The following is a 12,868-nucleotide window of genomic DNA, read 5'->3' as shown; positions in this document are numbered from 1 at the left end:
AAAGTCCAAAGAAATTCATCTTAGGCGGGAAATCTCATCTGACAGGTTGATCCGAAGAACGGGCCGGGTGGGCGCGGCCCAAACGCAAACCCCCGGTCCAGCAACCGGACCGGGGGTCAATCTTGTCGTGCAGCCGGGGCAGGTGCCCGGGGGATCAGCCCCGGGCTATTCCAGCTCCACCAGCAGGTCCTTTGCGTCGATCTGGCTGCCGGGCTGGATGTGGAGGGCCTTGATCACGGCGTCGCGTTCGGCGTGGATGCCGGTTTCCATCTTCATCGCCTCGATGGTCAGCAACAGATCGCCCGCCTTGATCTTCTGGCCCGCCGTGGCCGCAACCGAGGCGACGACGCCCGGCATCGGGGCGCCGATGTGGCTTTCGTTGCCTGCCTCTGCCTTGGGCCGCCGGGCGGTGGTGGCCGTGATCAGGCGGTTCGGCACCCGGATCACGCGAGGCTGGCCGTTGAGTTCGAAGAAGACCTTCACCTCGCCGTCCTCGGAGGTCTCGCTCAGGGCCTGCATGCGGATTTCCAGCGTCTTTCCGGGGTCGATCTCGGCCGAGATTTCCTCGGAAGGTTCCATCCCGTAAAAGAAGGTCGCGGTGGGCAGGGTGCGCACCGGGCCGTATTGCTGATGGCGCTCCATGTAATCGGTAAAGACGCGTGGGTACATCAGGTAGCCGCAGAGATCCTCGTCGTCGATCTCGGCGCCATCGAACTTTTCGGACAGCTCCTTGCGGGTTGCCTCCAGGTCCACGGGCGCGAGGTGTTTGCCGGGGCGCGCGAGATTGGGTTTCTCGCCCTTGAGCACCTTCTTGACGATCCCCTCGGGGAAGCCGCCGGGGGGCTGGCCCAGGTTGCCGCGCATCATGTCGATCACGCTGTCGGGAAAGGACACATCGGTTTCGGGGTCTTCGACCTGCGCGCGGGTCAGGCCCTGGCTGACCATCATCAGCGCCATGTCCCCCACCACCTTGGACGAGGGCGTGACCTTGACGATATCGCCGAACATCTGGTTCACGTCCCGGTAGGTGCGCGCGACCTGCGGCCAGCGGTCATCCAGCCCCATGGAGGCCGCCTGCGCCTTGAGGTTGGTGAACTGGCCACCGGGCATCTCATGCAGATAGACCTCGGAGGAAGGCGCCTGCACGCCGGTCTCGAAGGCACCGTAATGGGCGCGCACCTCTTCCCAGTAGTCCGAGATCTCGCGGATCGCGGTCATGTCCAGCCCGGTGTCGCGGTCGGTATGTTGCAGCGCCGAGACAACCGAGCCCAGCGTGGCCTGGGAGGTATTGCCCGACAGCGCATCCATGGCGCAATCCACGGCATCGACCCCGGCTTCGGACGCGGCGAGGATGGTGGCGCAGGCGATGCCCGCGGTGTCATGGGTGTGGAAGTGGATCGGCAGGCCGACCTCGGATTTCAGGGCCTTGATCAGCACCCGCGCCTGGGCGGGTTTCAGCAGCCCGGCCATGTCCTTCAGCCCCAGCACATGGGCGCCCGCGGCCTTCAGATCCTGACCCATCCTGACGTAATACTTCAGGTCATATTTGGCCCGGTCCGGGTCAAAGATGTCACCGGTATAGCAGATCGTGCCCTCGCAGACCTTGTTCGCCTCGATCACCGCATCCATGGCGACGCGCATGTTCTCCACCCAGTTGAGACTGTCGAAGACGCGGAAGACATCCACGCCCGAGCTGGCGGCGGTCCGGACAAAATGCTGCACCACATTGTCGGGATAATTGGTGTAGCCCACCCCGTTGGAGGCGCGCAGCAGCATCTGGGTCATCAGGTTGGGCATGCCTTCGCGCAGGTCGCGCAACCGCTGCCAGGGGCATTCCTGCAGGAACCGGTAGGCCACGTCAAAGGTGGCACCGCCCCAGCATTCGACACTGAACAGCTGCGGCAGGTTGGCGGCATAGGCGGGGGCGACCTTGATCATGTCATGGCTGCGCATCCGCGTGGCCAGCAGCGACTGGTGCCCGTCGCGCATGGTGGTGTCGGTGATCAGCAACTGGCGCTGCTGGCTCATCCAGTCGGCGACCGCCTGGGGGCCCTTCTGCTCCAGCAGGTTGCGGGTGCCCATCATCGGCTCGGCCCGGCTGGCGGGCGGCCTGGGGTCACGCAGATGCGCGCCGGGGCGGGCATGGCCCTTGGTCTCCGGATGGCCGTTCACGGTGATATCCGCGATATAGGTCAGCACCTTGGTGCCCCGGTCGCGGCGCGAGGAGAACTGGAACAGCTCCGGCGTCTCGTCGATGAACTTCGTGTGGTAGGTGTTGTTCAGGAAGGTCGGGTGCTTCAGCAGGTTCTCGACAAAGGCGATGTTGGTGCTGACGCCGCGGATGCGGAACTCGCGCAGGGCGCGGTCCATGCGGGCGATGGCCATCTCCGGCGTCGGCGCCTTGGCGGTGATCTTGGTCAGCAGGCTGTCGTAATAGCGGGTGATCACCCCGCCCGCATAGGCGGTGCCGCCATCCAGGCGAATGCCCATGCCGGTGGCAGAGCGATAGGCGGTCAGGCGGCCATAGTCGGGGATGAAGTTGTTCTGCGGATCCTCGGTGGTGATCCGGGTCTGCAGCGCATGGCCGGTCAGATGCACGTCATCCTGGCTGGCCTTGCCGGTGGCCTCGGCGATGCTCTTGCCCTCGGCGATCAGGATCTGGGCGCGCACGATGTCGATGCCGGTGACTTCCTCGGTGACGGTATGTTCCACCTGCACCCGCGGGTTCACCTCGATGAAGTAGAACTTCTCATCCGCCATATCCATCAGGAACTCGACGGTGCCCGCGCATTCATAGCCCACATGGGCGCAGATCTTGCGGCCCAGCTCGCAGATCTCAGCGCGCTGTGCCTCGGTCAGATAGGGGGCGGGGGCGCGTTCGACAACCTTCTGGTTGCGGCGCTGGACCGAGCAGTCGCGCTCATAGAGGTGATAGATCTCGCCCTGTTTGTCGCCCAGGATCTGCACCTCGACGTGGCGCGCCTTTAGGATCATCTTTTCCAGATAGCCCTCGCCATTGCCAAAGGCCGCTTCCGCCTCGCGGCGGCCTTCCAGGATCTTCTCCTCCAGCTCTTCTTCCTTGTAGATCGGGCGCATGCCGCGTCCGCCGCCCCCCCAGGAGGCCTTGAGCATGAAGGGATAGCCGATCTCGCGCGCCTCGGCGCGGATCGCATCCATGTCGTCGCCCAGCACTTCGGAGGCCGGGATCACCGGCACCCCGGCCTCGATGGCAACCCGCCGCGCGCTGGCCTTGTCGCCAAGCGCGCGCATGGTCTCGGCGCGCGGGCCGATGAAGGTGATGCCGTTCTGCACGCAGGCATCCACCAGATCGGGGTTCTCCGACAGCAGCCCGTAACCCGGATGGATCGCATCCGCACCCGAGGCCTTGGCCACGCGAATGATCTCGTCAATGCTCAGATAGGCCGCAACCGGCCCCAGCCCCTCGCCAATGCGATAGGCCTCGTCCGCCTTGAACCGGTGCAGCCCCAGCTTGTCCTCCTCCGCAAAGACGGCGACGGTCTTCTTCCCCATCTCGTTGGCCGCACGCATGATGCGAATGGCAATCTCACCACGGTTGGCAATCAGGATCTTCGAAAAGTCAGGCATGGCTTGTCTTCCTCTGGACAGGTTTCGCGCATACTAGGGATGCTGCGGTGCGGCGCAACAGCCAGAAGGTCATGATTGTAACAATTTTGCAAGGTTTGCTGCGGCGTCTTGCAGCGGCATTGCGACCTCAGGACAGGAAGATCGGGTCGGGCAGGGTGGCGAGGTCTGCCAGGCCCAGCTGGCCCATGTTGGCGATCATGTCCTTTGCCAGCAGGTCGATCAGATGATCGGCGCCGCGCGGGCCAAGGGCGCCCAGGGCAAAATGGAAGGCCCGCCCCAGCATCACGAAATCCGCCCCGAGCGCCAGCGCGCGCAGGATGTCGAGCCCGCCTTCGATGCCGCTGTCGAAGATCAGGGGCAGGGAGGTGGCGGCGCGGATGTCCGGCAGCGCCTCGATGCTGGCGGGGGCGCCGTCGAACTGGCGGCCCGCGTGGTTGGAGACCCAGACCGCGTCGATGCCCATCTGTGCCAGCCGCACCGCGTCGTCGGGGCGCAGCACGCCCTTGACGATGAAGGGCCCCTCCCAAGCGTCGCGCAGCCAGGCGACATACTCCCAGTCGGGGGCGGTGCGCAGCAGGTAGCCCATATGTGCGGTCGGCGGCAGGTTTGCGGTGGCGTCGGTGACGTATTTGTCCAGACCGCGCATATGCGGCATGCCGCGTTTCGCCGTCTGCCAGGCCCAGGTCGGCCGCGTTGCCACCTGTGCCAGCAGCCGTGGGGTCAGCCGGGGCGGATTGGTCAGCCCCGAGCGTACCTGACGTTCGCGCCGGGAGGAGGCGGGCACATCCACGGTCAGGACCAGCGTGCCGAAACCGGCGGTGCGGGCGCGCGCCAGCATGTCGGCGCGAATCTCGGGGTCACGGGGCGGGTAAAGCTGGAACCAGGCGTGTTTGCCCAGGTCGGGGGCGATGTCTTCGGGGCCCTGGGTGGCGACGGTCGAGATCGCATAGGGGATCTCGTGGCGGGCCGCGGCGCGGGCCAGGTGGCCCTCGGCCCCGGGCCAGATCAGCCCCGACATGCCAATCGGTGCGATGCCGAAGGGGACCGGGAAGGTCTGGCCCAGAAACTCCGTGGTCAGATCCGGCGTGATCTCGCCATGCAGGACCGATGGCATCATGCCGATCCGGTCCAGCGCCGTGCGGTTACGGGACTTGGCGGCCTCGGTGCCGGTGCCACTGTCGAGGTATTCCCAGACAAAGGGCGGAATGCGCCGTTGCGCGCGGGCGCGCAGGTCGGCGATGGCGGGGTATCTGTTGTGAAGGTCCATGCGCCATTTGTGCCGGGTCAGATGGCAATGTCCAGATGCCCGGTGACGGCGCCAGATCATCAGTTGCTTGCGGAAGCCCGATGCGATGACAGGGCGTCGTGATCCGGCATTGCACCGATCAGCGCCACCAGCGCCGTGATCGCGGCGTCAACCTCATCCGTGTTGTGGGTCTGCGACTTGGGCGTTTCGATCAGGTGGATCCGGGCAGGGGCCAGGGCGCGGGCGGCACGGTCATTGATACGCTTTTCCGCGGCGGTGCGGATTTCGTTCAGCTTGGAATCAATCGTGCGGCACAGGCCGGCCAGCATCCCGGCCGAGCCTGCCAGACGTTCGGAATCGAAATGTCCCTGTTCCACGGCTTCAAGCAGCGCGGATACCTTGCCCAGCTCACAGCCCGATGCGGCGGCAAGATACCGCATGTCCTGAAAGGCAAGCTCGTCATGGTCGTCATGTTCGATCCGCTCCAGCACGATGGCGCTGCCGATGATCCGGTCCGGCTGTCCGGCGATATGCGCATATTGCAGGGTCGTATCCCAGATCATCGCCCCGCTTGGCAGGTTCAGGACCTCCCGGTAGCGCTGGGGGGTTTTTTCCGTCAGGCATTTTTCATATTTCGCCGCGACGGCGGCGGCCTGTTTCGGTGGCAACAGATCGCTCAGGGGTTTGCCCATCACGCCCTTCATCGACATGCCGCTTTCGATTTCGTGCCGGCGGTTCAGGGCAAGAATTTCAAAAGTGTCGGTGTCGCGGTAGCGCTGGGCGATGAACATGGGCACATTGAACCTGTCGATCTGCCGCCGCAGGCCCCGGACATCTGCTGTGGTGAACATTGCTTCTTCCTTGTTCTTGTTGCCCAACTCCAAACAAACTAAGCGCCATTTGGTTAGAGAACAGTAAACAGTTAAAGCCGTTTAAAATTCTTCTAAAGCATATGGTTAGACTGATACTTTCAGGCTCTGTTAGGGTTGATTTACGAGCCGTGAACATAATGAGAACCTGGCTTTCCATCAGGCCCGCGACTCGCTATGTTTCGCGGCATGAGCAGCTTTGATGAAATGGACGCCTTCGAAGGCGCGTCGCTGTCCGCCCGCGCAATGGCAGCGCGGCCGCAGCCCTACCTGGATGGTCTGAACCCCGCGCAACGTGCCGCGGTCGAACAACTGGACGGCCCCGTGCTGATGCTGGCGGGGGCGGGCACCGGCAAGACCAAGGCGCTGACCACGCGGATCGTGCATCTGATGGTGACGGGCCGTGCGCGGCCCAATGAAGTGCTGGCGGTGACCTTCACCAACAAGGCGGCGCGCGAGATGAAGAATCGCGTGGGCCAGATGCTGGGTCAGCAGGTCGAGGGGATGCCCTGGCTGGGCACGTTCCACGCCATCTGCGTGAAACTTCTGCGCCGTCACGCCGAACTGGTGGGGCTGAAGTCGAACTTCACCATTCTGGACACGGATGATCAGCTGCGCCTGCTCAAGCAATTGGTTGCGGCAGAGAACATCGACGACAAGCGCTGGCCCGCCCGGATGCTGTCCGGAATCATCGACAGTTGGAAAAACCGCGCGCTGACGCCTGAAAAGGTGCCTGCTGCCGATGCGGGGCTATATAACAATCGCGGCACCGAGATCTACGATCAGTACCAGCGGCGGCTGAAAGAGCTGAACGCCTGCGATTTCGGCGATCTGCTGCTGCATATGGTCACGATCTTTCAAAGGCACCCGGATGTGCTGGAGCAATATCAGCGCTGGTTCAGGTATATTCTGGTGGATGAATACCAGGATACCAACGTGGCCCAGTACCTCTGGCTGCGGCTGCTGGCGCAGGGGCACCGCAACATCTGCTGCGTGGGCGACGACGACCAGTCGATCTATGGCTGGCGCGGCGCCGAAGTGGGCAACATCCTGCGCTTCGAGACCGACTTTCCCGGCGCGCATGTGGTCAAGCTGGAGCAGAACTACCGCTCAACCCCGCATATCCTTGCCGCCGCTTCCGGCGTGATCGCGGGCAACGAGGGGCGGCTGGGCAAGACGCTGTGGACCGAGGCCGAGGAGGGCGAGAAGGTGCGCCTGATCGGCCATTGGGACGGTGAGGAAGAGGCGCGCTGGATCGGCGAGGAAATCGAGGCGATGCAGCGCGGCACCCGTGGGATGGATGCGATGGGGCTCGATTCCATGGCGATCCTGGTGCGCGCCAGCCACCAGATGCGTGCCTTCGAGGACCGGTTCCTGACCATCGGTCTGCCCTACCGGGTGATCGGCGGGCCGCGTTTCTACGAGCGGTTGGAGATCCGGGACGCGATGGCCTATTTCCGGGTGGTGACCTCGCCCGATGACGATCTGGCCTTCGAGCGGATCGTGAACACGCCCAAGCGGGGGCTGGGCAATGTGGCGCAGCAGAAGATCCAGACCACCGCCCGCGAACATGGCGTGAACCTGGTGGAAGGCGCACGCATCCTGCTGGCGCATGACGGCATCGGCGGCAAGGGCGCGGCGCAGCTGCGGCAGCTGATCGAGGGGATCGACCGCTGGGGGCGCAGGGCGGCGGATGACGGCAGCAGCCATGTGGAACTGGCAGAGATCATCCTGGACGAATCCGGCTATACCGGCATGTGGCAGAACGACAAGACGCCGGAGGCGCCGGGGCGGCTCGACAACCTCAAGGAACTGGTCAAGGCGCTGGAGCAATTCGAGAACCTGCAGGGTTTCCTGGAACATGTCAGCCTGATCATGGACAATGAAAGCGACGATGGCGGCGAGAAGGTCAGCATCATGACCCTGCATGCGGCCAAGGGGCTGGAATTTCCGGCCGTCTTCCTGCCGGGCTGGGAGGACGGGCTGTTTCCCTCGCAGCGCTCCATGGATGAGAGCGGGATCAAGGGGCTGGAGGAAGAGCGCCGTCTGGCCTATGTCGGAATCACCCGGGCCGAGGAATTATGCACGATCTCATTCGCCGGGAACCGCATGGTGTTCGGCCAATGGCAAAGCGCCATGCCCTCGCGGTTCATCGACGAATTGCCCGAGGACCACGTGGAAGTGCTGACCCCGCCCGGCCTTTATGGCGGCAGTTTCGGGGCGGCGATGCCGAAAAGCACCCTGCATGAAGCGGCGGCGGAGGCGAATGTCTATAATTCGCCCGGCTGGCGGCGGCTGCAGGCGCGGGCGGGCGAACGTGGCATCAGCCAGCCGCGCGAGCAGCGCAATGTGACCATCGACATGCAGGCTGTCAGCAGTTTTGTCATGGGGGAACGGGTGTTTCACCAGAAGTTCGGCTATGGCGCGATCATCGGGATCGAAGGCGACAAGCTGGAAGTGGATTTCGAGAAGGCCGGGGTGAAAAAGGTGGTCTCGCGATTCCTGTCCGGCTGCGATGACGTGCCGTTCTGAGACGGCTGCCCAGACGCAGGCGTGATCCTGCGGAGCGCGCTGCGCGCGCAAGACATGCTTGATTTTCGCTGCGGGCCCACCATCCCAGAGGGTCTGGCACCACCCTTGATTGATCCCGTCCTGGCACCCGTCGTGCGGCCCCACAAGCAAAATAGCCGTATCCCCTTCGGGGGCCCTCGGCGATTTGGCTGGTGTGTCCGCCCGTCGCGCGCCCTGCCAGGTTCAAGCAAGGGCGGCGCCAGACCAGAGATGTTTGGGGGCGGATAAAGAAACAGCGGTGCCGTGGGAGGACGGCACCGCTGCTCTTTGTCGGCCCGAAGCGTCAAGGGAGGATCGGCTTCGGGTCTTGTCGGGGCGCTGCTGCATCAGGGAGGAGGAAAGTGCAGCGGCCCCGGGTACCAGTCGTCCAGCCGGGAGGAGGCGGACGACCGATTCAGGTATCTCAGCCGCGGGCGGCTTCCATCGCAATGCGCTTGATGTCGCTGCGGCTCAGGCCGAGGTCGGCCAGGTCGCGGTTGCTCAATGCGCTGAGACCGTCGAATGTTTCACGGTACATGCGGTGCTGTTTGTAGCGGGTTGCCAGCGCATCAAAGGCGGAGCCGATGCGGCTGAGCAAGGAAGATGTCGGTGCGGTTGTCAGTGTCGAATATGCCATTTTGGCGCCTCTTGTTTTCATATCATCGTCGTTTCGGATGAGAGGCATATACGCCTCAAAAAATCCTGAACAACGTCCATCGCTGCATTGCCGTTATGCGGCGCGCGCATGGGCTGCATTTTCGGCAAGCCATTGTTCTGAATGCGGAAACGCCGCGCTGTGGAGGGCGCGGTACTTGCGGGCAGGGGGGTGGAACAGAAAAAGGGCGGCGACATCAGGGAGGAGGAGGATGTCGCCGCCAATCACAGACGGTGTCGGGAGGAGGATGACCCCGTCTGGTCTTTCTCTCGAAGGGCGTTGCCGCGCTTCTTGTACACAATATCGCCGTAATGCTGCGTCTGCACAATGAATAGTTTTGCAATGCTGCTATGCAGCAAAAACATGGTTTTCCGGTACGTTTCCTGGGCGCTGTGCCGAAGACTTGGGCAGATGCGCGCCTCCCCTTGTGATTTTTGCAGAAACTGGCATGTCAGGGGCAGCCACAGGAGATTACCATGCCGATCACCAAGACCGATATCGAAACCGCGCTTTCCCGTGTGAGCCTGCCCGATGGCAAGAACCTGATCGAACATGATCTGGTCCGGGCCTTGCGGATCGAGGATGATGTGGTGCGCTTTGTCATCGAGGCGCCCTCGGCCGAGGTGGCGCAGGCCATGGGCCCGCTGCGCGACGCGGCGGAAAAGGTTGTCGCGGAATTGCCGGGGGTGCGCAGCGTATCCGTGGCCCTGACGGCACATGGGCCGGCCAGGAAACCGCCGGCACCGCCCAGCCTGAAGATCGGGGGCCATCCCAAGCCGCAGGAGGGCCCGGTCAGGCCCGCAGGGGTGGACCGCATTCTCGCCATTGCCTCTGGCAAGGGCGGGGTGGGCAAATCCACCGTCAGTTCCAACCTTGCCGTGGCGCTGGCGCGTCAGGGCCGCCGGGTGGGGCTGCTGGACGCGGATATCTATGGCCCCAGCCAGCCCCGCATGATGGGGGTGAACAAGCGTCCCGCCAGCCCGGATGGCAAGACGATCATTCCCCTGCAGGCGCATGGGGTCACCATGATGTCCATCGGCTTCATGATGGAAGAGGGCAAGGCGGTGGTCTGGCGCGGACCGATGCTCATGGGCGCATTGCAGCAGATGCTGGGGCAGGTGCAATGGGGGGAGCTGGACGTGCTGCTGGTCGATCTGCCGCCGGGCACGGGGGATGTGCAGCTGACCCTTTGTACCAAGTCCGAACTGACCGGGGCGATTGTTGTCAGCACGCCGCAGGACGTGGCCCTGATCGACGCGCGCAAGGCCATCGACATGTTCGCGACGCTCAAGACCCCGGTTCTGGGGCTGATCGAGAACATGTCGATGTTCGTCTGTCCCGATTGCGGGGCGGAACATGCGATATTCGGGCATGGCGGTGTCGCGGCGGAAGCCGAGAAGATGGGCGTGCCCTTGCTCGGGGCTTTGCCGATTGATCTGGAAACCCGTCTGGCGGGGGATGCGGGCACGCCGGTGGCCGCCGGTGACGGCCCGATGGCGCAGGCCTATGCGCGGATTGCGGAAGGGCTGGTCAAGGGCGGCATGGCCTGAGCCGCCGCCGCCTCAGCCCAGGGGGCGTTTTTCCACCAGATGACCGTAGAGCGTGGTCAGGACCGAGACAAAGATGATCCCTTCGGCCAGGAACACGCAGGTTTCCAGCAGCAGGCCCGCGGGGCCGGGTCCCGGCAGCAGCAGCGACAGGATAACGCTTGTCGCCACGTTGATCAGGGACAGCAGGGCCGCAACCGACAGGATCGCGCCGGACATCGGGGCAGAGACGATCCAGCTTTGCAGCAGGCCCATGCGCTGGCCCATGGCGGCGGCGGGCAGGGTGATGCTGAACCGCAGGGCGATCCAGACAAAGGCGATGCCCGCCAGAAGCCCGAGGATCATGGAGGAACCGGTCTGGCCCGGCGTGGCCTGCCAGCCGGTGAACCCGGCCAGCACGGTGAGGGCAGTCAGAATCGGAACGGCTGCGAGCATCTGGACAAGGGCAACGGTGATGGCCCGCCAGATGTAGAAGGCAATGACGCTCCAGCCCGGACGCAGATCCCGGGCGCGCTCCGGGCCGTTCAGCAGGACATGGCGGTGCCAGTGGATCGCCATCAGGGCATAGCCCAGCAGCCCGGTCAGCCCCAGCGCCAGCATCAGCAGGACATCGGCGGGGGCGATCTGAAGTATCGCATTGGCGTTGCTGCCGGAGAGGGCGGCAATCACATCGGATACCAGCACTGTCGCGGCGATGGTGCTGAGCAGGACCATGGCCAGCCCCGGCAGGATCACCCGCAGGGTGGTGCCCGGCTCATGAATCAACATGCGTATGGCATGGGCGATGATGGCTAGTCCGACGGTCAAAAGTATGCTCCTGAAGTTATAAACCTTTTGGCTAATGTGCCGCGCCGGTGCAAGCAGATGCCGTCAAATTCTTGATCAGGAGGTCAGCAATCCGGCTGGAAATGAAAAAGCTGCGGCTTCCCGCAGCTTTCAGGCCATCGGCACATTCAACCGGGCAGGTCAGAAGATGAAATCGGTCCCGTCGAGATCGCCCAGGCTGACGCCAAGCAGAAGGATGGAACTGTTGTCGCCCGCGTCGATCAGCACGCTGCGGCCGACCTGCTGCACGTGGTGCGTGATCAGGTCGTTGAAATCGGTAATCGCATGTACCGCGCTGAGGTCGATCCGCTCAAAGCGGTTGTTGGCGTCGAAATCATTGATGGTGTCGTTGCCAAAGCCGCCAGCCATATCCGCAAAGACAAAGGTATCGGCATTGAAGAGGCCGACCAGCACGTCATTGCCAGCCCCCCCGTCCAGCCGGTCAAAGCCCGCACCGCCTCTCATGGCGTCATTGCCGTTGCCGCCCTCGATCAGGTCATTGCCCTCACCGCCGAAAAAGCGGTCATCGCCGTCTTCGCCGCGCAGGGTGTCATTGCCCAGCTGGCCGAACAGGGCGTCACCGGTATCGCCGCCAAGGAGCATGTCATTGCCGTCGCCGCCGAACAGCCGGTCGAAGCCGGCACCACCCAGCAGCAGGTCGTCACCACCGTCGCCATATAGGTTGTCGGCCTGATCCCCGCCGTCGATGGTGTCATTGCCCGCACCACCGCGCAGCAGGTCAAAGCCGCCTTCGCCAAAGATGCGGTCATTGCCCTCGCCACCGGCGATGCTGTCCTCCTGCGCGCCGCCGCGCAGCAGATCGTTCCCGTTGCCGCCGAGGATGGCATCATTGCCGATATCACCCAGGATGGTGTCAGACCCGGCATTGCCGTGCAGATCGTCCGCGCCAATGCCACCCCGTACAAAGTCCGCGCCATCGCCTGCGCGGACGCTGTCATTGCCGCCGCCGCCGTCGATGGTGTCGTGGCCGCTGCCGGTGCTGATCAGATCATTGCCTGCGCCACCGGTGATATAATCCTCGCCAAAGGATGTTTCGATCACGTTGGCGCGGGCGTCACCCATGATCTGCTCGTCCAGGGCGCCCTGGGTCGCGCCAAAGTTCTGGGTGACGACGATGGAGTTGTAAAAGGTGCCGGTGCCATAGCTCATCGGGCCGACGTCAATGCCGATGCCGATGTGGGTATAGCTTGCATTCAGGATATTCGCCCGGTGCGAGGCGGAGTTCATCAGCCCCTCATGCAGGTCGCGCACATCGTCCCACAGGCCATCCGGGCCGCGAATGGTCTGCACCGCAAGGTTCTCTCCCGTGCGCCAGGCGCCGGAAAGGTCAAAGCCTGCGGCCCGAATGCGATCGTTCGACGTGCTGTCACCGACGCCGGTATGGCTGAAGGTATCGGTCCGGATCATCCAGTCGCTATGGTCGTCTGCGGATTGGTTCAGATTCATTTCAAGGGTCAGCGCCCCCAGGCCATGTTCGGCACGTACCTCGTTGATCAGCGTCAACATGTAAGCTTCGATATCAGAAGCGATACTCATTCATCATTCCTTT

8 protein-coding genes are annotated in these 12,868 nt (G+C 63.7%); 2 read left to right on the top strand and 6 right to left on the bottom strand.

All coding sequences use genetic code 11. The features are described from left to right. Positions 1-165 precede the first annotated feature (165 nt). From O4H53_RS10870 to O4H53_RS10860, 3 genes are all read right to left on the bottom strand, one after another. Entirely contained in the window at positions 166-3,606 is a 3,441-nt protein-coding gene (locus O4H53_RS10870; RefSeq protein ID WP_269363718.1) for a pyruvate carboxylase, read from the bottom strand. Between the two features lie 127 nt (positions 3,607-3,733). Beyond that, the gene (locus O4H53_RS10865) at positions 3,734-4,873 is read right to left on the bottom strand and encodes an alpha-hydroxy acid oxidase (RefSeq protein WP_269363717.1); all 1,140 of its coding nucleotides are present in this window, start codon (positions 4,871-4,873) and stop codon (positions 3,734-3,736) included. Positions 4,874-4,932: 59 nt separating this feature from the next. Next, complete coding sequence (locus tag O4H53_RS10860) at positions 4,933-5,703, bottom strand: hypothetical protein (protein WP_269363716.1); 771 nt, start codon at positions 5,701-5,703, stop codon at positions 4,933-4,935. A 207-nt stretch (positions 5,704-5,910) separates the two neighbouring features. Here O4H53_RS10860 and O4H53_RS10855 point away from each other — a divergent pair, with 207 nt between their 5' ends. Further along, a complete protein-coding gene (locus O4H53_RS10855) occupies positions 5,911-8,253 on the top strand; it encodes an ATP-dependent helicase (RefSeq protein ID WP_269363715.1) in 2,343 nt (780 codons plus the stop codon). A gap of 442 nt (positions 8,254-8,695) precedes the next feature. Here the strand turns inward: O4H53_RS10855 and O4H53_RS10850 are convergent, their stop codons facing one another. Then, positions 8,696-8,908: a DUF1127 domain-containing protein gene (locus tag O4H53_RS10850; RefSeq protein WP_114276589.1), complete on the bottom strand. Its 213-nt coding sequence runs from the start codon at positions 8,906-8,908 to the stop codon at positions 8,696-8,698. Between the two features lie 494 nt (positions 8,909-9,402). Here O4H53_RS10850 and O4H53_RS10845 point away from each other — a divergent pair, with 494 nt between their 5' ends. Beyond that, positions 9,403-10,476: an Mrp/NBP35 family ATP-binding protein gene (locus O4H53_RS10845; protein ID WP_269363712.1), complete on the top strand. Its 1,074-nt coding sequence runs from the start codon at positions 9,403-9,405 to the stop codon at positions 10,474-10,476. Positions 10,477-10,488: 12 nt separating this feature from the next. On the opposite strand, the gene O4H53_RS10840 is transcribed toward O4H53_RS10845, so the two are convergent. Both O4H53_RS10840 and O4H53_RS10835 read right to left on the bottom strand, forming a co-directional pair. Further along, entirely contained in the window at positions 10,489-11,280 is a 792-nt protein-coding gene (locus O4H53_RS10840) for a hypothetical protein (RefSeq protein ID WP_269363710.1), read from the bottom strand. Positions 11,281-11,439: 159 nt separating this feature from the next. Beyond that, entirely contained in the window at positions 11,440-12,855 is a 1,416-nt protein-coding gene (locus tag O4H53_RS10835; RefSeq protein ID WP_269363709.1) for a CAP domain-containing protein, read from the bottom strand. Positions 12,856-12,868: the final 13 nt, after the last annotated feature.

Source organism: Sulfitobacter sp. G21635-S1 (genome assembly GCF_027213915.1).
Classification (GTDB): domain Bacteria; phylum Pseudomonadota; class Alphaproteobacteria; order Rhodobacterales; family Rhodobacteraceae; genus Sulfitobacter.
Note: the sequence above shows the minus strand (reverse complement) of the source record. Positions and strands in the feature narration are given on the sequence as shown.